General features: G+C 43.2%; 21 protein-coding genes. 10 read left to right on the top strand and 11 right to left on the bottom strand.

The genetic code is table 11. The features are described 5' to 3' along the window. The first annotated feature begins 154 nt into the window (after positions 1–154). Together F6K37_RS11310 and F6K37_RS11305 are read left to right on the top strand one after the other, a co-directional pair. Complete coding sequence (locus F6K37_RS11310; RefSeq protein ID WP_008185691.1) at positions 155–508, top strand: DUF433 domain-containing protein; 354 nt, start codon at positions 155–157, stop codon at positions 506–508. Then, positions 483–860, top strand: coding sequence for a DUF5615 family PIN-like protein (locus F6K37_RS11305; RefSeq protein WP_008185689.1), 378 nt, complete (start codon positions 483–485; stop codon positions 858–860). The genes F6K37_RS11310 and F6K37_RS11305 overlap by 26 nt, the downstream gene beginning before the upstream one ends. A 153-nt stretch (positions 861–1,013) precedes the next feature. On the opposite strand, the gene F6K37_RS11300 is transcribed toward F6K37_RS11305, so the two are convergent. From F6K37_RS11300 to F6K37_RS11270, 7 genes are all read right to left on the bottom strand, one after another. Then, positions 1,014–2,453, bottom strand: a complete 1,440-nt coding sequence (locus F6K37_RS11300; protein ID WP_287250211.1) for an NHLP bacteriocin system secretion protein — start codon at positions 2,451–2,453, stop codon at positions 1,014–1,016. 658 nt (positions 2,454–3,111) lie between these two features. Continuing rightward, complete coding sequence (locus tag F6K37_RS11295; protein WP_131827145.1) at positions 3,112–3,306, bottom strand: hypothetical protein; 195 nt, start codon at positions 3,304–3,306, stop codon at positions 3,112–3,114. A gap of 232 nt (positions 3,307–3,538) precedes the next feature. Beyond that, on the bottom strand, positions 3,539–3,931 hold the full coding sequence (locus F6K37_RS11290; protein WP_287250208.1) for a type II toxin-antitoxin system VapC family toxin: 393 nt from the start codon (positions 3,929–3,931) through the stop codon (positions 3,539–3,541). Then, positions 3,928–4,161: a type II toxin-antitoxin system Phd/YefM family antitoxin gene (locus F6K37_RS11285; protein ID WP_008185679.1), complete on the bottom strand. Its 234-nt coding sequence runs from the start codon at positions 4,159–4,161 to the stop codon at positions 3,928–3,930. The genes F6K37_RS11290 and F6K37_RS11285 overlap by 4 nt, the downstream gene beginning before the upstream one ends. A gap of 161 nt (positions 4,162–4,322) precedes the next feature. Beyond that, the gene (locus F6K37_RS11280; RefSeq protein ID WP_287250205.1) at positions 4,323–6,452 is read right to left on the bottom strand and encodes an NHLP bacteriocin export ABC transporter permease/ATPase subunit; all 2,130 of its coding nucleotides are present in this window, start codon (positions 6,450–6,452) and stop codon (positions 4,323–4,325) included. A 447-nt stretch (positions 6,453–6,899) separates the two neighbouring features. Continuing rightward, a complete protein-coding gene (locus F6K37_RS11275; protein WP_008185674.1) occupies positions 6,900–7,067 on the bottom strand; it encodes a hypothetical protein in 168 nt (55 codons plus the stop codon). An 833-nt stretch (positions 7,068–7,900) separates the two neighbouring features. After that, positions 7,901–10,087, bottom strand: a complete 2,187-nt coding sequence (locus F6K37_RS11270; RefSeq protein WP_008185667.1) for an NHLP family bacteriocin export ABC transporter peptidase/permease/ATPase subunit — start codon at positions 10,085–10,087, stop codon at positions 7,901–7,903. A gap of 719 nt (positions 10,088–10,806) precedes the next feature. Here F6K37_RS11270 and F6K37_RS11265 point away from each other — a divergent pair. The 4 genes from F6K37_RS11265 to F6K37_RS11250 all read left to right on the top strand — a co-directional run bounded on the left by F6K37_RS11265 (position 10,807) and on the right by F6K37_RS11250 (position 13,693). After that, the gene (locus F6K37_RS11265) at positions 10,807–11,667 is read left to right on the top strand and encodes an RNA-guided endonuclease InsQ/TnpB family protein (RefSeq protein ID WP_044493640.1); all 861 of its coding nucleotides are present in this window, start codon (positions 10,807–10,809) and stop codon (positions 11,665–11,667) included. Further along, positions 11,633–12,106, top strand: coding sequence for an RNA-guided endonuclease InsQ/TnpB family protein (locus tag F6K37_RS11260; RefSeq protein WP_229414553.1), 474 nt, complete (start codon positions 11,633–11,635; stop codon positions 12,104–12,106). The genes F6K37_RS11265 and F6K37_RS11260 overlap by 35 nt, the downstream gene beginning before the upstream one ends. A 39-nt stretch (positions 12,107–12,145) precedes the next feature. Then, entirely contained in the window at positions 12,146–12,589 is a 444-nt protein-coding gene (locus tag F6K37_RS11255; RefSeq protein WP_267872052.1) for a LysM peptidoglycan-binding domain-containing protein, read from the top strand. A gap of 240 nt (positions 12,590–12,829) precedes the next feature. After that, positions 12,830–13,693, top strand: a complete 864-nt coding sequence (locus F6K37_RS11250) for an SWIM zinc finger family protein (protein WP_008185658.1) — start codon at positions 12,830–12,832, stop codon at positions 13,691–13,693. A 214-nt stretch (positions 13,694–13,907) separates the two neighbouring features. Here the strand turns inward: F6K37_RS11250 and F6K37_RS11245 are convergent, their stop codons facing one another. Continuing rightward, entirely contained in the window at positions 13,908–14,525 is a 618-nt protein-coding gene (locus tag F6K37_RS11245; RefSeq protein WP_044493575.1) for a class I SAM-dependent methyltransferase, read from the bottom strand. A gap of 251 nt (positions 14,526–14,776) precedes the next feature. Here F6K37_RS11245 and F6K37_RS11240 point away from each other — a divergent pair, with 251 nt between their 5' ends. Further along, entirely contained in the window at positions 14,777–15,376 is a 600-nt protein-coding gene (locus F6K37_RS11240) for a rhomboid family intramembrane serine protease (RefSeq protein ID WP_008185649.1), read from the top strand. 868 nt (positions 15,377–16,244) lie between these two features. After that, positions 16,245–17,585, top strand: a complete 1,341-nt coding sequence (locus F6K37_RS11235) for a serpin family protein (RefSeq protein ID WP_287250200.1) — start codon at positions 16,245–16,247, stop codon at positions 17,583–17,585. Between the two features lie 50 nt (positions 17,586–17,635). On the opposite strand, the gene F6K37_RS11230 is transcribed toward F6K37_RS11235, so the two are convergent. The 3 genes from F6K37_RS11230 to F6K37_RS11220 form a co-directional block, all read right to left on the bottom strand. Further along, positions 17,636–17,800 (bottom strand): hypothetical protein, encoded by a 165-nt coding sequence (locus F6K37_RS11230; protein WP_287250198.1) that lies wholly within the window; start codon positions 17,798–17,800, stop codon positions 17,636–17,638. A 54-nt stretch (positions 17,801–17,854) separates the two neighbouring features. Continuing rightward, positions 17,855–19,024, bottom strand: coding sequence for a glycoside hydrolase family protein (locus F6K37_RS11225; protein WP_287250196.1), 1,170 nt, complete (start codon positions 19,022–19,024; stop codon positions 17,855–17,857). Positions 19,025–19,319: 295 nt separating this feature from the next. Next, complete coding sequence (locus tag F6K37_RS11220; RefSeq protein WP_008185642.1) at positions 19,320–19,547, bottom strand: hypothetical protein; 228 nt, start codon at positions 19,545–19,547, stop codon at positions 19,320–19,322. A gap of 931 nt (positions 19,548–20,478) precedes the next feature. On the opposite strand from F6K37_RS11220, the gene F6K37_RS11215 reads away from it, so the two are divergent. Both F6K37_RS11215 and F6K37_RS11210 read left to right on the top strand, forming a co-directional pair. Continuing rightward, the gene (locus F6K37_RS11215) at positions 20,479–21,456 is read left to right on the top strand and encodes a glycoside hydrolase family protein (protein WP_008185641.1); all 978 of its coding nucleotides are present in this window, start codon (positions 20,479–20,481) and stop codon (positions 21,454–21,456) included. A 216-nt stretch (positions 21,457–21,672) separates the two neighbouring features. Next, positions 21,673–21,907, top strand: a 235-nt coding sequence (locus F6K37_RS11210) for a CDP-alcohol phosphatidyltransferase family protein (protein WP_287250214.1), incomplete at its 3' end; no start/stop codon positions are given.

Raw genomic sequence — 21,907 nt, 5'->3', positions numbered from 1 at the left:
AGCTAATACAGCGTTTTCCATAACTATTAGGTGCCCTTGACCCATTAAGAATTAAATTCGCCACGGGTCGCACCTGAGGTACACAGCATTTTTTACCTCTTGCCTCTTGCTTATTGCCTGCTCCCTGCTCCCTACTCCCTTTGCTATAAAATAAATGCAACTAGAAAACTATTTTGACTTCCTAAGTGTGGACGATATTCGGCTCAAAGGCACAAGAATAGGAATAGAAACTATTCTCTATGATTATATCCATCGTGCCCGCACTCCCGAAGAAATTGCCGAAACCTATCCATCCCTAAATCTAGAACAGGTCTACGCTACTATTCTTTATTATCTACACAATAAAGAAATGGTGAGCCAATATGTTGCTGACTGGTTAGAGTGGAGTCACCAGCAACTGAAAGCACAGCAACTTAATCCCTCCACCTCTGCGCTGCGATTGCGGAAGTTGAGAGCAGAACGAAAAGTAATGAAAAAAGCTGATGACTCTCAAATATCTATTGGATGAAAATGTCAATCCTGCTTACAAAATCCAATTGACCCGGAATTCTCCTGATTTGGTGATGTGGGTTGTTGGTGAACCGAATACTCCTGCAAGAGGAACGTTAGACCCACAAATTCTGAACTGGTGTGACGAGTATGGTTTTGTGCTGGTGACAAATAATCGTAAATCTATGCCGACCCACTTAGCTGATTATATTGCAGAAGGGAATCACATACCAGGCATCTTTATTCTCAACACCAAGTTAAGTATGGGAGAAAATATTGATGAGTTGGTTTTTCTAGCTGAGGCATCTTTTGAAAGCGAATATCAAGACCAAATTATTTATCTTCCACACAGTTATAGCGTTTCTAAATAGCTCATGAAAACCCTTGACTACTCTTCCCGACTCCCTGTTCCCTGCTCCGAGGCTCCCTGCTCCGAGGCTCCCTACTCCCTACTCCCTACTCCCTACTCCTTGTTCCCTGTTCCCTAAAACCTAAAGATTTTTACCTAACCCAATTGATAATTTCTATATCCCACTCCACTCTCTCAAAATAGGTAAAACCCAAGTAATCGGCCTACGCTCTTCTACTGTTACCCTTACCGTTGTTGTGGTTCCTGGAGAAATTTCCAACTGGGGTCCGAGGGAAGATGACCATTGATAACCACTGGGGGTTTTTGAGTCAAGTTGTAATTTAGCGATCGCTTCGATTTTACCTCCTTCCTCACCCATTAATTTTTGTACCACCTCCGGATTTCCTATCACCGAACTCGCCCCTGCTGAGGTGATGGAAAAGGGAGAAACTTCGGTAATTTTCCCCACAATTCCTCCATATCTTGTCCGTTTTACCGTATCCGGTGTAATTAAAATCCCCATTCCCGGTTGAATTTTTTTGCCATCCTCCACAGCAAAATAGGTTACGCTGATCATATCCCTAGCTTTCCCTGGTGTTTGTAGGCTTCCCAGGGAATTTCCGGGGTTGAGATATTGCCCCACAGTAGCCGTTATTTCTAGAATGCATCCGGTATGGGGACTTTTAATAATACTGTTGTCTGCAACTTCCTTTTGCAATCGGGCGATGGCTTGCTGTATGTCCTGAATTTGATTATTATCAGTATTGGTAGCTTCCAGATTATCCTGTTCTAGTTGTTTACTACGGGTGTCTAGTTTTTCTAATTCCGCTTTAATTTGAGTAATACTATTGATATTTTCTAAATACTTCTGTTGTAGCTCCGTTTCCTGTACCTGCAACTGTTGCAATTGTGCTTGAATCTCGGAGATAGTTTGACGAATTTCTCGATAGTCTTGTTCTGCTTGTAAAACCCGTTCAGAAGAAATTGCTCCTTGTTGTTGCAAGTCCCGTTGCTTGGCCAGTCGCTGTTGTAGTATCGGGGTTAATTCTTCTGCATCTTTGAGCTGTTGTTGGAGGCTGCGATGCTGGCTCAAGATGCTAGTTAATCCTTGATTTTGGAGCTGGGGAGTCAAGGTTTCAGTATCTCGTAACCGTTGTTGTAAGCTGGTGCGTTCAGCAGTAATTGCTGTTGTTTCTAGCTGGGTGCGTTGTTGTCGCAGTAACGTAATTTTTGCTATTTGTTGCTTTAACTGAGCCAGTTTATCCCGTTGTTGTTGCAACTGCTGTTTTAGATCAGAGGGGTCAATGATTCCCAGGATATCGTCTTTTTTTACACATTGACCTGTGCGAATCGTTAAGGATTCCAACTGTCCCGATATCGGAGATTGCAATTGTACCACCCGACGGGGATTAATCAGCACTCCCTTACCAGTGACTGTGATCGGAATAGTCCCAACTATGCTCCAAAGTACCCCAATCAGGCCGAATATAGCTAATCCCCCCAAGGGTAGCCAATCGACGGGACTAACCACTGGCATTAACCGATCTAACTGTTCTGGGTCAGATAATCGGTTTAGGGCTTGCTGACGGAAGATAGGGGGTTTTTGCTGAGTCATTATTGGGGAGGAGGGAGCAGGGAATGGGGAATGGGGAATAGGGAATAGGGAATAGGGAGCAGGGAGCCGTCAGCCGTCAGCCGTCAGCCGTCAGCTTATTTTATTCAAAAACACTGATTGCGCTACGCGCACGCTGCGCGAACAGTAGCCTGGCCATAGATTCACAATCGCTATTTTACGGATAATTAAACCCACCTACTTAGCTGATAGCTGATAGCTGATAGCTGATAACTGATAGCTAATAACTGATAACTGATAGCTAATAGTTGATAGCAGACTTCCTTGACATATCCTACGTTTTGTCAATTACAATTTCTTCCAAACAAAATCCGATTGATTAGCTAACCCTATGTAAAATATAATAAACTTTGTAAAGTTGCTTGACAATAGTGCTATATTTCTTTGATTATAGTATTATGTTTGATCACCAATGGGTTAGTAAATAACTGCATCAAAGTAGTTGGTTATAAAGAGCATGACGCAATTACGCTCCTGGGGTGGGGGGCATCTTACTGCCCCAAAGCTCCTGGGGCGGCGGCGCAACTGGTGCCCCAACTTCGTCAATCTAAACCTACTTTACCTAACCTGGATCACCTACAACGGATCCATCAGATCATCATTAAAACTACCACTAAACGGCAAAAAAAATGAAGAACAATCAAACCCACCAAACTCCACCACAAAACTCTCGACCCAACTCTGAGTCGGTCAACTCAAACTCCACCACAAAACCCTCGAAACTCTCCAAACTCTCTTTGTGTGAATTGGAGACGATAGCGGGAGCGGGAATGGGTATGTGAGGGGTGGGAATACCTGAAAATACCACAGACCTAAGGCATTGGTAAAAAACCATTTGACCCATCCCAGGGCGTTGGGTTCGCCTCGATAAATTGATTAACAACCATCCCAACGCCGATCAGCCTTTGATTACCTGGCACGGGCAATACGGTTGCTGTTTTCACCCCAGCATTGAGCTTACTTCCTATGTAGCTCTTGCTGGGGGTTTTGCTTTTTGGTTTTAGCAATCGTTAAGTCTAGAAAAGGTCTACGCTAATAAGGCTGATTGTCACCCTGTCAGGTTTGTACTACCAAATCACATCTGAGTAAAAATTTCTGATTTCTCTGTCTGCTGTGATGATTGAAGCTTGATGGCTGATAGCTAGTGCTACAACGACTCGATCAACAGGATCTCGATGATCCCATGCTAGCTTGACACTTTCTAACCACAGATCTTCATCAATCGGGACAATTCTGACAACACTAGACTTTTTCAAAGAAGCAACATACTTCTTAATATCAACTCCTAAATCTAGTTTTTTATTTTTGATTTTTATCGCAATTTCCCAGAGAGATATGGATGGAACAAGACCATTTTTTTTCGTTTCCATTTGGTGGCAAACGTCTTTCGCAGATTGAGAAAGCTTATCTGGATCTAGACTCCACCAAATCAAAGCGCAAGTATCGAGAACAATTTTCACACTTCTCCCCATTCTGCTGTTGTAGGAGTTGTTAAATCCTCAAAATACTGTACTTTACCGCGCATTTGCCCAAATAACTGTTCTGTTGAAGGGAAATTGCTGGCGTATTTAGAAATGATCACCACTGGTTTGCCCCGATCAGTAACTACAATTTCTTCCCCTTCTGACTCGACAAGCTGCAAGAACTCCAGCAGTTTGCTTTTTAGTATACTTTTGGAAATTGTTTTCATTATGAAACTATTAACGGAGCTAGGTAATAATGAAATTATATCACATTTACAGGGTTTTTAATAGCTATCAGATATACAGGATTTTTCACCTCTTGCCTCTTGCCTCTTGCCTCTTGCCTATTCCCTACTCCCTACTCCCTATTCCCTACTCCCTATTCCCTTCACACCATCTGTCGCGCCATCAAATCAGCAAACAACCCCTCAACTGCTGCCAATTCCTCAAAACTTCCCTGCTGTACTATCTTCCCACCATGCAACACATAAATCCTATCAGCATGACGAATAGTACTCAAACGATGGGCAATTACTACACGAGTTACCCCCAATTGTTCTAAACTGTTAGTAACAATTGCTTGGGTGCGATTATCCAAGGCAGATGTCGCTTCATCAAACAATAAAATCTGGGGTTTGTGTACCAAAGCGCGAGCAATAAATAACCGTTGTCGCTGTCCTCCAGAAAGATTCCCACCCCCTTCGGAAATAATAGTATGTATCCCCATGGGCATGGCTTGAATATCCTCAGCTAATCCCGCCATCTGCAACGCTTCCAGAGCTTTATCTTGGGTAACAATTGCCCCCCCAGCAATGTTTTCCCAAATTGAACCACTCATAATCCGCCCATTTTGCAGCACTACCCCTAACTGTCGCCTGACCGCTGCAATATCTAATCCCGATAAATCTTTGCCATCATAAAAGATTGCTCCCGCTTCGGGAGTTTCAAATCCCAACAGCAACCGCATGATAGTGGATTTACCACTCCCCGAGGGACCGACAATAGCAATAAATTCTCCAGCTTTCGCGTCTAGGGTAATTTTATCTAAAACTAAAGGACTATCCTGGCGGTAACGAAAGCAAACCTGGTTTAATTTCAGTTGACCTGAAAGCCTGCCGGGATGGTACTTATCAGCATCAACTTCTGGCTTTGTCTGTAAAATTGGTTGGGCGCGTTCCCATAAAATACTGATATCTAAACTATCAATCAGAGTGTTGCTTAATCGGGTGGCGCTGGTGATAAAGGTACCGAAGGCAGTATTAAATGCCAGAAATGTACCAGTAGATAATCCTGTTTCCCCTACGGACTGTGCCATTAAAGCAACAGTAAATCCAAACAGCAGCATGGAACTTACTGCTGGTAACATTACATTAAACGCAGTTAGTAAGTCTTCCACTAACTGGGTACTCAATATCAGTTTTACCTGCTGAGTGTATTTTTTCGCCCAGCAAGCAAACGCCTCTGATTCAGCAGCAGCAACTCGTAATTTCGAGATGCCACCAATTAACTGCACTGTTAGTCCAAAGATTTCTCCTGAAAGCTGCTGGAGGGGACGCATTTTCCGCCTGGTAATCATACCGGATAGGGTAGTAATAATTACTGCTACTAAAGCGATAGCGATCGCAACGAATGCCAGAGGAAAACTGTAGACTATCAATAGTCCTAGATTTAGCAACGAAAATAAACTGGTAAATAGGGTTCGCAAAATGCTACCGCTAAGTCGATCACGAATCTGATTAACAGCGGAAACCCGATTGTGTAAATCCCCTGTGGAATACTGGCGGAAAAAGGCGGGTTTGAGTTTGAGCAATCTATCCCAAAGGGCGGCTTGAGTATCATAACTGACTTTGGTTTGCCATCTCAGGATCACAAAACTTTGAGCCAATTGGAATATCATCACCCCAAAGCTAGCGGCTAACAATCCCAAACCCATTTGGATTAATAATTGGCGTTTAGCGTCGGGAATGGCAGAGTCGATCAGAATACCAGTAATTTGTGGTGTCAACATCCCGAATAACGTTGCAACTACTCCCACTCCCAGGATTTTCAGCAAGTCTGGAGCACGACCTCTGATCGTAAATTGGAGAATATCCCAGACTGTAATCTCTTTATCGGGTAAAGGCCGATAAAAGGTATAGGCAATGGCAGCAATTGTTGTGGCAGTGTTACGGTTGAGGGGGGTGCGGGTCAACTCGACTGGGTCAAGGATTTCATACTTGGTGGCTTTGAGCGGTAGCAGAGCGACTGGTTGATTTTCTTCCTTAGTAAAAGCCAGCAGGGGACCACAATCTGTTTTCCACCAGTTACCAGTGAGGGTGACTCGACGGGTGCGGAAACCGGAAGCCCGTGCGATCGCGTCTAGGGTATTGGCATTTTCTGATTTAGCAGCAGGACGAATGGTTATCCCTAAAGCTTTGCCGATAGCACCTACAGCAATTAACAGCGGGGTTTCTCCTTCGGGGATGTCGGCGGTGGGATTGAGGATTGAGGCGAGTTCCCTCAGGGCTTTTTCTGTCATGGGACAGGGAAATATGATAGCCTACTGAATTTTATCAAAATTGAGGTTAATGAACTCTTAGGATCAGCCATTACTGATGCTATTCCTCAGATTATCGAAATCCTTATGTAAATATTTTTTACAAAAAATCTTTTCTCTGCGTAAAAGAAAAAGATTATCCCGAAGTAATAATTGAGGGCTTCAGGAAAGCGTCCGCTAGCCCAGGATTTGATCCGTTTAAGTCGTCATAACTTCGATAATTATTGACGAGGTATGAGTGATTAATCGTAGGGTGGGCAGTGCCTACCAACGCGGTTTGCAAGCTTCATTATCTGTCTGGTGCACTGCCCACCCTACATGAACTGCATAGTCGGTAGTGATAAACATGTAGTGGGTAGTGGTACACAAGTAGTGATTTTAGCTCCCGTTACCTTGATCAGACCGTAGCAAACCACTACATCTTTACCACTACGACACATTTGCATTTAACGAATCAAGACGTTTATTGCCGCCAGCTATAAAACCACCGCACACCTTGCTTAACTCGTCGTCAGTCAAGGCCAATAAGGTGTTACCCCTTCCTGATGAGTCTTTGGTTGATTTATCGGTCAGTTCTTCTATTTTGATTCTAGCCATTTAAATCACCTTTGATTTAGTAAGTCAGCTTTGACATACTTCCTACACTAATCAGTGTATAGCTATGAGTAACTTCCTACACTGATCAGTAGGGCAGTTTTGAAACTGCCACAATGGTACAGATTGGATTCACTATCTAGATCAGATCATGAAGCATCACCCAGAGGTGCAACCCCGTAATTTAATTCGTCATAGGAAAGCAAGTAGCTTGCTGCCCCAGTGGCACTTGTTGGGGGTTTGTTTTTTGGGTTTTGGTTTGTATCTGTTGCCAAATCCCTTATAGTTTATCGCACAATATTTACGGCTAAAAATTTAGCATAAAATGTGATGAACAACCAAATATCTTAAATATACCTATTGACTGAAATATTAAATAATGATAAATAAATAATTAAGGTTAGTTCAACAGATAAAAAAAACGAAACCAAGCTCAGACTATGAAGTTAAAAAGAAACAATTTTCAATCTCAGGAACCCGCAATTCAGCCAATTACTCCCTCCAAACCTCAACCCTCTAAACTCTCAGAACAGGAATTGGATAGCTTAGTTGGTGGACTAAGTTGGGGGGGCTGGAGTAACACGAGTTACACCTATCGTTTTTGGTAAAACAGGATAATGCTTTGAGTCCAACACGCTGAAAAAATAAAAGGGTATAGGTGCGCTTTCCGGATTAAGAATTAAATTCACCACAGGTCGCACCTGTGGTAACGATGTAGTGGTTTAGCTACAGTCTGCTCAAGGTAACAGGAGCTAAAATCACTACTTATTTACTACTACCAACAAAATCAAGGTCATACTGTTAAGTTAAACAAAAATAATTGGTAACCTAAGCAATCAACCTTCTGAACGAATCAACTGCTCATACACTCCCCCTTCCTCCCACAATTCCTCATGAGTTCCCCGCTGCACTACCTTACCCCCTTCCAGCACAATAATCTGATCACAATCCCGAATCGTACTCAGGCGGTGGGCTACCAAAATACAACTACACTGACGCGATCGCAAATTTGACACAATCATTTGTTCTGTCTGGGCATCTAAAGCAGACGTTGCTTCATCCATCACCAAAATTGCTGGATTTTTCACCAATGCCCGGGCAATTTCCAACCGTTGTCGCTGTCCCCCACTTAAATTCACACCCCCTTCCAGCAATTCCCCGTCATATCCCCCCGGAATTGCCATGACTGCTTCATGGATAACCGCATCTTGACAAGCTTGGACTAATTGCTGATCGGTTACTGTAGCATTCCATAAGGTCAAATTATCCCGCACCGTCCCGCCAAACAGAAAGATATCCTGTTCCACCAGAGATAAAGAACTGGCCAAGACCTCTCGCGGAATTTCCCTTCTAGGAGTCCCATCCAAGAGAATCTCCCCTTCCCAAGGTTGATAAAGTCCACAGATCAGTTTAGCCAGGGTAGATTTCCCCGAGCCACTGGCACCCACTAAAGCCACCCTTTCTCCTGGTTGCAAGGATAGATTGAAGTTCTCAATCAAGGGCGGGTCTACATGGGAGTAACCAAAAGTAACATCCCGTAACTCCACATAACCTTGCAATCGGGAATCAGTAATGTCACTGTCTACGTCATTTTGAATTTTGAATTTTGAATTTTGAATTTTGACTTGTCTTGTCTCCACTTCCGAATCAAGGGAATTACCCAACACATCATCTAAACGATTCAAATCCCCTTCTAATTCCTGGAGGGTACTCCCGAAATCTACCAAGGTATTAACAGGTTGTTGAAAACTGATCATCAAACTTTGAAACGCCACCAACATCCCAATACTGAGGTTTCCATCCATCACCCGCCAACCCCCAACCACTAAGATCAACATCGAGGTTAAGGAGGTAAGTAATATGGGCAAAACCCCCAACATCTGGTTTGTGACTTCCAACTCTTGCTGAGCGATCGCAGCTTTGGCATAATAACCAGACCAGCGGGAAAAGAAATCCGACTCCAAGGCTGATGCTTTCAAGGTTTCCATACTCTGGAGGGCTGCAATACTTACCCCCGCAGCTTTTCCCCAATCTTGGACTAAGCGCATATTAGCATCCACCCGCTGTCTGGCTACCCACTGCAAGGCCAAGCCATTGATGGCGGAAAAACAGATACCAATTAAGGTCAGTACTCCATCATAGGCCAACATCACCACAGCGTAGAACAATATCATCACCGTATCAATCACCGTAGTTGCCAATTGTCCAGATAGCACCTGACCTACTTTATTATTCAGACTGGCACGATTGCTAATTTCCCCGGCATATCTTTGAGCATAAAATCTCACAGGTAATCTCAGAATATGCCATAGGAAACGAGTGGACATCCCGACAGCCAGCTTAATCCTCAGCTTTCGTAAATAGCGCAGTCGCAGCAGGGTCAGAATCCCTTGAAACACCGTGGTAATAATCATCCCCAAAATTAGGGGACGCAGCCATTCCGTGCGATTTTCTACCAGAATCTCATCCACAAACACCTGACTGAAAACTGGGATAGCTAATCCTGGCAGCACTAACAGAAATCCTGCCAAAATACAGTATAAAATTGCCCCAACTGAACCTTGTAAACGGTCAATCAATGCTAAGATAACACTAGGTTTACGACCCCCCTTGTTAAACTCCGGTCCCGGTTCCATTACTAGGATAATCCCAGTAAACCCCTCATCAAATTCTTCCCAAGACACCCTGCGGGGACCCGTAGCGGGGTCATTGAGGAATACCCAATGTTTGCTGAATCCTTCCACGACCAGGAAGTGATTGAACTGCCAAAAGACAATGTAGGGGGGAGATACTTCTTGAAGTTGTTCTAGGTCTTCTGCTTTAAAGCCATCTGCAACCATTCCGTAACCTCTAGCAGCAAGAATCACATTAGAAGCTTTGCTGCCATCACGGGAAACCCCACACTCAATCCGGAGTTCAGCTAACGGGACAATGCGATTATAGTAAGCAAGAATAATAGCTAAGGAAGCGGCTCCGCATTCGACTGCTTCCATTTGTAAAATAGTAGGAGTTCTAACACGCATTTATAGCATTTTTATTTTAAGGGAGCAGGGAGTAGGGAGTAGGGAATAGGGAGTAGGGGTAATAAAATTTAATGTACCTAATAAGTTAAGTATTCAGCTATCAGCTATCAGCTATCAGCTATCAGCCTTGGCCTGTGGCCACACTACTTGAGGTGCTTTTGAATCAAATAAGCACCTCAAGTAGCGTGAGCTTTTAGCTCACGGCTGACCGCTGACCGCTGACCGCTGACGGCTTACTCACAAACAAAAAAGTACCCTGATTGGGTACTGTTGAAGCTTGATGTCATTGTCCATAATGCAAAACAAGCCTCGCTAAAATCATGAGGCTTCTCGCCGGATAAACTAACCAACAGGAGCTAGTCATGATTCAGACAATTAACACTAATAGCAAAATTAGCCACCAAACCTCACAGGTTTACACAAGTACCCCTGAGCCAAGAAACAGTCTACCTAGCATTTCCGTTCGTCAGCCCCTACCCCACGACATTGTTGACGAAAAAATTTGGGTTTCAAGCCCCGTCCTTCGCTGGATAGAAACCTGTTTATTGTGGAGCCTTATTCAATAAGTTTTAACCATGCATCCGCATAGCCTGCCGACCATAAAGGCTCCACTATCTTACGGTAACTTGGCCGTAGGCCACGCTGCGCGAACAACGGACGGCTTTCTTGACAGTTTTATTTTTTTGAGCTACAGTTTACGTAAAGTTGTTCCACGTCAAATGATCGTCTTAGAGTTCAAAGTCAAAGGGAATAAAACTCAATATGCCGCCATCGACGATGCGATAAGGACGGGTCAATTTGTACGCAATAAGTGTCTTCGATATTGGATGGACAATAAAGGCGTAGGACAAAAAGACCTTTATCGCCATAATACGTGGCTCAGATCTGAGTTTCCTTTTGTCAAAGATTTGAACTCTCATGCATGTCAGGCTTCTGTGGAACGGGCTTATAATTCAATTTCTAGGTTCTATAGCAACTGTAAAAAACAAGTCCCTGGGAAGAAAGGCTATCCAAAGTTCAAAAAGTTTTGCAGATCAGTTGAATATAAAACATCTGGCTGGAAGCTTTCCCCTGATACAAAGTCAATCTCCTTTATTGACAAAAAAGGAATAGGCAAATTCAAACTCAAGGGGACTTGGGACTTGTGGCGCTACGACCAAAAACTAATCAAGCGAGTTAGGTTAGTTCGCCGCGCAGATGGTTATTCTGTTCAGTTCTGTGTAAAGGTTGATGTCAAAGAGTCTTTAGAACCAAGTCATACCAACATTGGTTTGGATGTAGGACTAAAAGAGTTCTATACAGACTCAAAAGGAGACACAGAGCCAAACCCTAGGTTTTATCGAAAAGGAGAAAAGCGCTTAAAGTTTTATCAGCGTAGAGTTTCTCGCAAAAAGAAAGGCTCATCCAATCGTAAAAAAGCCAGAAATAGATTAGGTAAGACACACCTCAAAATAAGTAGGCAGCGTGAAGAACATGCCAAGAGACTGGTTAGAAGTTACCGCAAGAAGAGTGCAGCCTTTATAGTTGGTAGGCTATGCATCAAAGGTGGCAGGTTTTGTTGTAAGGCTGCACTCTTCTAAGGTTTCGTCTCCGGCACGTTGCGTAATCCACTCTAACGATGTGGTTGCTTACGAAGACTTGAGGATTAAAAATCTGGTGAAAAATCATTGTCTTGCCAAATCTATTAATGACGCGGGTTGGTATCAATTTAGAAAATGGTTAGAGCATTTTGGCCAAAAGTTTAATAGGCAGACAGTAGCAGTCAATCCTGCCTATACCAGCCAAAATTGTTCAGACTGTGGCGAGGTCGTTAAGAAGTCTTTATCAACCAGAACCCACGTCTGTGAGTGTGGTTGTGAATTAGACCGAGACCATAATGCTGCGATCAATATTCTAAAAAGAGCCTTGGGTACTGTGGGGCACACAGGAACCTGGATCATAGATCCGAACGCTTATGGAGAATTGGCCTCTACTCTTCCTGATTCCGGTCTGGTTGAGCAAGTCAGCTCGTTGAAGTAAGAATCCCCGTTCTTCTAGGACGGGGAGTGTCAAAATCCCATTCGTGTCTGCGGCATTGCTACTGGGTTTGAAGGCATCATTCACGTCGGTGTCCGGGACAATAATGATACCGAGTTATTCCGGAATTTTCTCACTGTTGGCGGTAATGGCATCCTCGCTAACTTCTCGGTAGGATTGCCATTGAAAATAGTCCCAGCAACCCCCCAAGGTACCCTTGAAATTTTCAGTATCTCACCAGCAAACGGCAGTGAAACCAATAAAGTAATCGTGCCAATTGTTTTCGGCAACGCCTTGCTGCTTCGGTACTTTGGTTTCTATCAATACACTGTCATCCCCGGAGACACCCTCTTCAGCATCGCCCAACAAGTTTATGGTGACGGCAGATTGTCTCGTCGGATATTAGAAGCCAACCGACACCAAATTAAGCATGCTCATCAGATCTATCCAGGATTAGTGTTACGAGTTCCAGTCTCAAAGTTTTAGTTATAGAGGTTTTCAATTTAGTGAGGTACATTTTTTTAGGTTTTAGGTTTTAGGTTTTAGGTTTTAGGGAGCAGGGAATCGGGAATCGGGAATCGGGAATCGGGAATCGGGAATCGGGAATCGGGAAACAATATTGTGTACCTCATTAGACTATAAACAGCTATAGTGATAATATAAGTATTTGTTGCCTACTCCCTACTCCCTACTCCCTACTCCCTACTCCCTATTCCCTTTACAATAATGACAAACTACGAAATCGAAACCCAAGAATGGTGGGTAGAACGTTGGAATGAATTACTCAATTCCTATCGCTTCAAAAAGCGTTTGGAACGGGGACGTATTTATGCCAAAGAAGGCAACATTCTCAGTATTGACTTTCTAGGACCACAAGTAGTGGCCAAAGTTCAAGGAACTGCTCCGGAGCCCTATGAATTGACCATTTCCATCGAACCCTTTACTGAGGAAGACTGGAATTATGTGGTGCAAACCCTGGCAAGTAAAGCAATTTACTCAGCTCAGTTATTAGCAGGAGAAATGCCCCATAATATCGAAGAAGTATTTACTTCCAATGGTTTAAGTTTATTTCCCTTCACCCTCTCCGACGTTCGTTCCAGATGCAATTGCCCCGATCCCAAAAATCCTTGTAAGCATATCGCAGCAGTATACTATGAATTAGGCGATCGCTTCAGCGAAGACCCCTTTGTTTTGTTCCAGTTGCGGGGAAGCACCAAAGAACAAATCCTTGATGCCTTGCGTAAATTACGGAGTGGTCAAGCACCAGAAACTTCGGCCACAGAGCAGCCATCGTCAATTCCAAATCTCACGTCTGCTGATCAAAACCCTGATCAAAACAGGGAAGAGGGGGAATCCGCAATCGACGATCCTGAAACCTCAGTCAATATTCAGCAATTTTGGCAATACGATCAGCCCCTCGATTCTTCCCTCGTGGTAATTGCACCACCAACAGATAGTGGAACCGTCCTTGATGTCTTAGGAACAATTCCTCTAGGAGGAGCTGACCCTCGTGTCATGCAGTATTTAAAGGGAATTTATCAGATAGTCAGCCAGCAGGCCGTAATCTCAGCATTAAATCGAGATAGCTAATAGGCTAATAATTAATTCCCTGTTGGAACTAATGTGCCTATTTTAGCTATCAGCTATCAGCGTGTCGCGTATCAGCTATCAGCGTGTCGCGTATCAGCTATCAGCTATCAGGTTTTAGCGTTCAGGTTTTGAATAAAACAGATAAGCATTGGTTTAATCTGAGTTACCTCAGCTGAGGGCTGACCACTGACCGCTGACCGCTGACCGCTTAATGCTAACAAGACTTCTGAGCCACACCCTTATACATATAGCCCATAATCTTAGGAAATTTTGGTTCATAAAACTCTTCTAACTTCAGAATCTGGAAATGGTTTTCAACCAGCTGTTTGATATTACGATTGAGATGACAGCCATCCGCAATAATCTTTTGTACAGGGGTCAAGCGATTTTGCCAAACCTGAACCTTAGACTCATCACTCATGCCATGCTCAATAAAAAAGAACTTTCCCCCTGGTTTGAGCACCCGATAAATTTCCTCTATAGCCTGATTTACCTTACTAATACTGCACAAGGTCCAGGTGCTCACTACACTATCGAAGCTATGGTCAGCCATCGGTAAACTTTCCCCATTCAGCACCCGAAAATCAACAGTAATTTCCGATTGATTAATACGTTTTTTTGCTACGGAATCCATCCCAGGATTAACATCAATAGTTGTAAGTTTTTGCAGGTGCTTGGGGTAATACTTTAAATTTAATCCTGTGCCAAAGCCAATTTCAAATACTTCCCCAGACACCTGAGATAAAACCTCTTGACGATACTTGGTTAAGACCGGGTCAGACATAACCCAGTCCAGAAATCGGGGAAAAATTAACTCTGAATATAAACTCATGATCCAATTACCTTGGGATAACCTTGAATTGGTACTCATGATCAATTATATATATAGCAAGTCTTAATTAGTTGAGTTACAAAGTACTGGGTTTTAGGGAATAGGGAATAGGTAAAAAATCCTGAGGTGCGACCCGTGGCGAATTTAATTCGCCAAGTAAGAGCGCACCTACGTACCTGATTACTATGAGAAACGCTATATAAATTATAGTATTAAAGATAAATATGAGCGTGCAGGCTACCGGGTGAAGTATGACAAGTATATTTGATTGGATTAATCAATTCCGAAATGCTTGGGGTGACAACTTCCAGGCGGTGGGTGATTTGGTTCTTTACGCCTGGATTGTAAGTTTTGTCAATTTAGTCTTATGCGGGGGAGCACTGAACGAAAAGTTTGGTATCCAACCCCGCACCTGGCTTGGGCTAGTTGGTATTTTGTTTTCACCCTTCTTGCACAAAGACTGGAAACACTTGATCGGAAACACTATTCCGTTTGCGCTCCTTGGCTGTTGGGTATTGTTACGAGGAACCGATGATTTCTGGGTCGTGACCTTGGCGATAGTCTTGATTGGTGGTTTGGCTGAATGGCTACTTGGTTCACCTAACACTGTCTCTTATGGCGCGAGCGGTGTAGTTTTTGGGTATGTAGCTTTTCTGATCGCACAGGGGTATTTAGAAGGTAAGCCCCTGTTAGTCATAGGTTCTAGCGCTATCGGTGGTCTCTATGGTTTTACACTCAGAGGTTTATTTCCTGGTGAAACAGGGATCTCCTGGCAAGGACATTTATTTGGCTTCCTGGCAGGTATGCTTGCAGCCAGCTATTTGGACACGTTTCGGAATCTGTTTCTCTAAGCAAACATGGGGCTAAAGGTTAGACCTGATGTAAGCATATGCGCGTAGCCCATTAGCTGAATGCTTACAACCTGATGAATTTACCCAGTTTTGAGCCTTACTGGTCAAGTGGTCTGGCTCCTGGCCGTAGTTCCGGTAAAAAAAATCCCCGCTAGCGGCCAGACTAGCGGGGTGTGCTTTTCTCTTTGTGTTCTCAATTAATATTATTGGCCAATCATGTATGATTTGGTGTTTACTTAACGTCAATTTTTGGTGTGATTTCATATAAAGTTTTATAAACTTGCTTGTTTTGGTCGATCTAGTCAATCTGAGCATCAGGTGATCTCAACCAAAAAACTCCACTAGCCTGATACTAGTGGAGGCAGGGTGTGTTATTAGTCAACTTCATAATAGATATGCGATGTTGCTGATCTGGTTTGCTTAATGTATGGTTTTGTGTGTGATTGAGGTTGTTGCTCAGCAGAAACAGGAGTATACTTTTTATTCCAATTATTCCATCATAGCATAAAAATTGTGGCTGTCAAGGGCAAAAAATCTGAAAGATCCGTAAGTTATGGTAATAGTTGCCTAAATTTGACTATAATTACCTATGATACAACTAGCCTTTTGTGGAGCGCTTTCTGGTTATGGATAACAGAAAAGCCAAGTTGAAAGACTAGAGGTATGTGAGGGACAAAAAAAATACCGAAAAGTCCAGAAGTGTGGAGCCCTTAAAACCTTCACCACTTATGAAATCATGACTGCTGGATAACGTTGGTTATCTGGAAATCAGGTTATTTATACTGTTATTTTTACTGTTAAACACCACGATTATATCGTTATTCCCCATTACGGATTACCCACTTACCCGTAGCAAAAACCGTAACTAATGGAACCGAATTCTCCTGTAATGGTCATATTAGAACAGGGTATTAGCAACGGAGACGATCAGATGAACCATCAAATCCTTAGTCGTATAGCCACTGTTATGGCAGTCAGCATCCTGCTTACAGGTATATTGGGGTGTGTGTCGGAAAAAACCAATGCCCTTGACCCTCTGCCTAACTCCGAACCAACGAAAGAATCAATTTCAGCTAACCAGCAACCAAATCTAGACGTAGATACCAATCTTGTAGACGCTAATACGAAATTTGGCTTCAAGCTATTCTCAGAAATTCTCAAGCAGGACACTAACAAGAATGTTTTTGTCTCTCCTACCAGCATCGCCATTGCCCTAGACATGGCTTACAACGGTGCCAGCGGTGAGACTCAAGAGGCTATGGCAAAAGTCTTAGAATTAGAGGGATTGAGTCTAGATCAACTCAACCAGGGGAATAACGCTTTAAAAGCTAGCTTGGAAAATGCTGACCCTGATGTCGAGCTGTCTATTGCCAACTCCCTGTGGGCTAACCAAGGCATTGACATCAAGCCCAAATTTCTTAAAAACAACCAGGAATTCTACGACGCAGAGGTCACAGAACTTGATTTTAGTAGTGCCAAGGCTGCCACAAAAATTAACCGTTGGGTCAAAAACAACACAAACGGCAAAATCAAAACGATTGTCGATCGCACTCAAGGGGATGACTTACTTTTCTTAATCAATGCCATCTATTTCAAAGGTAGCTGGACAAGAGAATTCGATAAGAATAAAACCTCTAATCAACCTTTTTATATCTCCGGTTTAACCCAAAAGCAACACCCGATGATGTATCAGTATGGGAAGTATAAGTACTATGAAAATGATGCCTTTCAAGCTGTAAGTATTCCCTACGGTAAAGAACGGCTGAGTTTGTATGTTTTCTTACCCCGTGAAGGTAGCAGCTTGGCAGAATTTAAACAACAACTCACAGCGGAAAACTGGCTACAATGGATGAAAGAGTTTAAGTCGCGAGATGGGTCAATTCGGCTACCCCGCTTTAAATTTGAATACGATATTAAACTCAACGATTCCTTAAAAGCTTTGGGGATGGATGTGGCGTTTACCGATAACGCTGATTTTTCTAATCTGACCTCTGAATCAGCAGCCATTAGTCAAGTCAAGCACAAAACCTTTGTAGAAGTGAATGAAGAAGGCACTGAAGCAGCCGCTGCTACTTCTATCGGTATTGTTTCGACTTCGATTAGCATAGATCAACCATTTAATATAGTGGTTAATCGTCCTTTTTTCTGTACTGTTCGGGACAATAAAACTGGCGCAATTTTGTTCATGGGTTCGATTGTGGAACCGTAAGCTATTAGCTATTGGCTTAGTTTGAATGTTGTTTGGTTAAAGGTTGAAAGTTAAAGGTTGAAAGTTAAAGGTTGAAAGTTAAAGGTTGTTTGGTTAAAGGGTAAGCATTCAGCTATCAGCGAACAGCGTAGCGCAATCGGTGCTTTTGAATAAAATAAGCTGACCGCTGACCGCTGACCGCTGACTGCTGTTCCCGTAGCGTGCGCGTAGCGCATATGCTTACGTTAAAGGTTCAGAAGATAACCTTTAACCTGGTAACCTCGTTAACCTTAGGCAGGTAGCTTGAATAGAATTGCATCCCAAATACAGTATCCCTCACGTCCATATAATAGTGACGAGGGATCAGCAACACTCTGCTGACCAGAAGGACTTACTTTCTTAATTTCTGGATAATCGTTGTCCCACAACACTTTCCACTGACCAGAAACATCGAGTTCCTGCATTTCTAAATTTAACCCATAGGCAATGAAGTCTTCTTGGTTATTGCGCTCAAAGTTGATCGCATACAAGTTAGACTCGGAAGATCCTTTCACAACCGGTACCACCCCTGCTGGCTGATAGGGACCGTTGATTTGTGGCGAGACAAAATGGTACAGACTGGAGTCAGTAATGGAGGCAGCGTCGTCACCAAGTTGCTCAAGCCAACGGGGATTCACATGTTGCTTCATCACAGAGAAGAACATGTGCCACATTCCTCCTTTATAGTAAACTTGGCTTCGCTCACACTCGTAAAAAAGACCTTGCTCACCTTCATCGGTCATGAAATGAGGAAACAGGGCTGGTGGCAAGAGTGTATAGGGTCCTTCGAGTTGATCTGCTACTGCTAGACCAATACAGCCTTTCTTGGGTTGGGAATTTGTTTTGGCAGCAGCAGATAAAAACATCCAATACTTGCCTTCGTGAAATATCGGGAAAGGATCGCGCAACTGGCGGTGACGTTGGTCTGGCATCAATGGATGGTCGGAGTAATCGTAGTATTTCTCCCAATCAAGAAATTCGATCAGTTGGGGAGCTTGCCAATCAATCTCGTGATTATCCCTAATTATTCCCTTACAGAAGCCAATATACTCATGAAGCAAATTAGGACGGTCTGGAGATCCACCGTAAAAGAAATACAGGGAATTTTCGTTTACCAACCGTAAGCTTCCTGCTAGAAGGCGAGAGCTTCGCCAGTAGTCGTCCCGGTCTGGCTGAAAGACAGCATCTAAGTCTTTAATTACAGACAAATCTTCATCAAGAATAGCCCCACCCATTTCCCCTCTCTGCCAAGGCACTCCCTCTAAATCCTTTCCTCCTTGAAGGTAAAGCAGGAGATATTTTGAGAGAGCTGCTTGACTTGGAGCAGGTTGATGAGGCGTTGTCTGGATGCTGATATCATGGTTGAACAGTTGCTCTAAGGTCGCAGCTTCGCTCCTGCCCTGATCGAGTTGTGGTATCATCAGCTTCTGCTTAAGATATTTTTAGTTTTGTTAAGGGAATATTATTTTATTTAATCAATGTATTATTTGTTTGACAAGAGGATCCATCAAATTCCAGGGATATGGAGGACAATATAAGTATTTATACTTATATTTGACCAAGAATTGGCGATCGCCAATTCTCCTTGATGATATGTATTACTTAGTAAGACATTAAGGTTACACGTTTGATGGCCTAATCGGTAGGGTTGCTCATGCAAGTTTAGCATCGAAGTATAGCGCTACGCGCAAGTCAGCAAGGTGCTTGCGTCAGAAGTCAAAAGTAAGCTAGGACTAGGTTTCGGAGTTTAGGAATGTCAAAAATCTGAATGCGTAGTGCTATATAGGCTGAGATCCTGGCGTTGCTGAATTTAGGAATGAATAGGAGTAGAGTGGGCATCCTGCCCGCTCGAAAATATGTGGGCATCCTGCCCGCTCGAAAATAAGCATGAAACTGGCTTGATGCCAGTTCCACGCAAGATGCCCATTCCACAAACATGCCCATTCCAGAAAACTCTTAAAATCATTCCATTATTAAGCAACGCCGAGATCCTATCTAGAGGGCGCAAGCCTTGGGCTCCTAAATTAGGGTTTGGCTTCGAGTTTGGCTTCGGGTTTTCCTTTCAACTGCGTAAGTCCTAGTGTAAGCATTCAGCGGTCAGTGGTCAGTGGTCAGTGGTCAGCGGTCAGCTAACGTAACAGAAATTAAAGCAATGCTTACCCGTTTTATTAAAAAGCTGAGAGCTGAGAGCTGATAGCTGATAGCTGATAGCTAAATGCTTACATCCTAGTAATCTCACCTTAGTTAAATCTTTGTCTATGTCTTCACAAGTTAAAGATTTGATTGTGATGCCAATTAATAAGCAATTTTACCAATGACATTTCCCCAACACTATTTGTTATCTTGGAATAAGTTTGGTAGTGATAGGTAAAAAAGCGAGTACAGACCTCGCTTAAATGGTATAGCCTTAACCTATTCTGAATCAATATTAGGAATTACGTAGTAACTCTCTGATTATCTGATTAGAGGGTAATTTATCAATTAAGACACTATGCTTTACTATGCTTTGAGCGGTCAACAGTGAGCGTATTTGCTGATAGCTAAATCAAACTCAAACTTTATGCCCGTCCAAAGTATAGATATAGTTTTAAATCCTCTCAGTACGTAATTCATCACTAGTTTAATGTATTCAGGAAAAAAAATTGGCTTGGATACATAGACTAGTGTTTAATCATTAGGCGTTGCTTCTATAAATTACACAACAATTAGTTAGATAGGCTCTAATTAAGCGGTAAGTAAAATTCCTTACCTTACCCTACTACCGAATTATTACTTTCTACTCTCTAGTTGACGCCTTAGTAAAGAGGCTAACTGTTCTAGGGAGTTAGTCACAGTTATTCACTAACGAATACTCTTACACAAAAGCAGGTAACTCATGCTTCCTAATCACAGTTTACAAATCCCAGATAAATGGATCTGGGACTTCTGGCTAGCTCAAGATATTTCCGACTATCACTTATTTTACTTGCAAGCTTCTAAGGATTTACCGGATCCAGAAGACCGACATTGGCATGTTTCATTTGGTCACGCTGTTTCTCAGGATTTACGGCACTGGCAGATTCTACCAGATGCTATGAAGCCTGAAGCTTATGGTGACGTGGATGAGTACACTAATTGGACTGGCTCCGTAATTCGTCATGATGGTCTGTGGTATCTCCTATACACCAGCACTGAGCGCAAAGAGCAAGGAAAAATCCAACGCATCAGCCTTGCGACCTCCAAAGATTTAATCCACTGGGAAAAACATCCGAAAAACCCGGTGATCGAGGCTGATAGTCGCTACTACGAGAAGTATGATCTCCAGCACCCTGAGAAAAACCTTTGGTTCGATGAAGCCTGGCGCGATCCTTGGGTGTTTCAGGATCCAGAAACAGGGGAATTTCATGCCTTAATTACTGGTCGCGTTAACTATGGTCCTGCCGAAAGTCGGGGCGTGATTGCTCATGCCACTTCACAAAACCTGATTGATTGGCAAGTATTGCCACCATTAACTGAGCCTATGACGTTCGGGACTATGGAATGTCCGCAAGTGGTTCTTATCCAGGGGCGCTACTATCTGCTCTTCTCAATCCCCCCAGGAGAATTTGTTGATAGTAACCTCACGGGGACCTTTTACATGGTTGCTGATCATCCTTTAGGACCATTTTCTGCGCCAATGGCACTCTGGGTTGATTCAGTGAAGCGGCTCTATTCCGGGAAACTGGTACAAGGTCCTGATCAGATCTGGTACTTTATGTCATGGCGTAATTTCGCTCTAGACGAGAGCTTTCTCGGGGATATCAGCGAACCTGTGCCGATCACAGTTGATGACCAGGGCAATTTGATCGTGCTTGAACCAGCAATGCTTGATTAGATGTCTTCGGGAATTCAGTAATAGGCAATCGGAAACGAGGAAGAGGAATTATAGCGGTTCTCAGTTTGATGAGGTACATACTAAATTTATTCCCTCTCCTCTGTCGGTTCTCACTTCCATAGACGAAATGCTTAAGGGGGCACAGCGTGTGCCCCTAAAATTAATATGGTCAGTAACCAATTACCAATTACCGATTACCGATTACCGATTACCAGAATGACTCTGCCTAACTGGATTACCTTTTCCCGCTTACTGGGGTTGCCCTTTATCCTATACTTCCTGAATCACCCAACTGACCAAAGCCGCTGGATTAGTTTAGGGATTTTTCTCCTTGCTGCTGGAACGGATTGGTTAGATGGTTATCTAGCTCGTAAACTGAACCAAATTACTGATTTAGGCAAATTCCTTGACCCGTTAGTGGATAAATTTTTGGTACTAGCGCCCCTACTAG

The organism is Moorena sp. SIO4E2, assembly GCF_010671945.1.
GTDB classification, from domain to species: domain Bacteria; phylum Cyanobacteriota; class Cyanobacteriia; order Cyanobacteriales; family Coleofasciculaceae; genus Moorena; species Moorena producens.
The sequence above is the reverse complement of the archived record's forward strand: the minus strand, read 5'-3'. Positions and strand labels throughout refer to the sequence as shown.

Coding starts and splice junctions, on each gene's coding strand:
- F6K37_RS11230 (WP_287250198.1), bottom strand. CDS start 17,800: ATGCGCTACGCGCACGCTACGGGAACAGCAGTCAGCGGTCAGCGGTCA.
- F6K37_RS11240 (WP_008185649.1), top strand. CDS start 14,777: ATGACAAGTATATTTGATTGGATTAATCAATTCCGAAATGCTTGGGGT.
- F6K37_RS11235 (WP_287250200.1), top strand. CDS start 16,245: ATGGAACCGAATTCTCCTGTAATGGTCATATTAGAACAGGGTATTAGC.
- F6K37_RS11295 (WP_131827145.1), bottom strand. CDS start 3,306: ATGGTTTTTTACCAATGCCTTAGGTCTGTGGTATTTTCAGGTATTCCC.
- F6K37_RS11220 (WP_008185642.1), bottom strand. CDS start 19,547: ATGGGCATGTTTGTGGAATGGGCATCTTGCGTGGAACTGGCATCAAGC.
- F6K37_RS11245 (WP_044493575.1), bottom strand. CDS start 14,525: ATGAGTTTATATTCAGAGTTAATTTTTCCCCGATTTCTGGACTGGGTT.
- F6K37_RS11305 (WP_008185689.1), top strand. CDS start 483: ATGACTCTCAAATATCTATTGGATGAAAATGTCAATCCTGCTTACAAA.
- F6K37_RS11265 (WP_044493640.1), top strand. CDS start 10,807: ATGATCGTCTTAGAGTTCAAAGTCAAAGGGAATAAAACTCAATATGCC.
- F6K37_RS11300 (WP_287250211.1), bottom strand. CDS start 2,453: ATGACTCAGCAAAAACCCCCTATCTTCCGTCAGCAAGCCCTAAACCGA.
- F6K37_RS11310 (WP_008185691.1), top strand. CDS start 155: ATGCAACTAGAAAACTATTTTGACTTCCTAAGTGTGGACGATATTCGG.
- F6K37_RS11250 (WP_008185658.1), top strand. CDS start 12,830: ATGACAAACTACGAAATCGAAACCCAAGAATGGTGGGTAGAACGTTGG.
- F6K37_RS11280 (WP_287250205.1), bottom strand. CDS start 6,452: ATGACAGAAAAAGCCCTGAGGGAACTCGCCTCAATCCTCAATCCCACC.
- F6K37_RS11275 (WP_008185674.1), bottom strand. CDS start 7,067: ATGGCTAGAATCAAAATAGAAGAACTGACCGATAAATCAACCAAAGAC.
- F6K37_RS11285 (WP_008185679.1), bottom strand. CDS start 4,161: ATGAAAACAATTTCCAAAAGTATACTAAAAAGCAAACTGCTGGAGTTC.
- F6K37_RS11270 (WP_008185667.1), bottom strand. CDS start 10,087: ATGCGTGTTAGAACTCCTACTATTTTACAAATGGAAGCAGTCGAATGC.
- F6K37_RS11215 (WP_008185641.1), top strand. CDS start 20,479: ATGCTTCCTAATCACAGTTTACAAATCCCAGATAAATGGATCTGGGAC.
- F6K37_RS11225 (WP_287250196.1), bottom strand. CDS start 19,024: ATGATACCACAACTCGATCAGGGCAGGAGCGAAGCTGCGACCTTAGAG.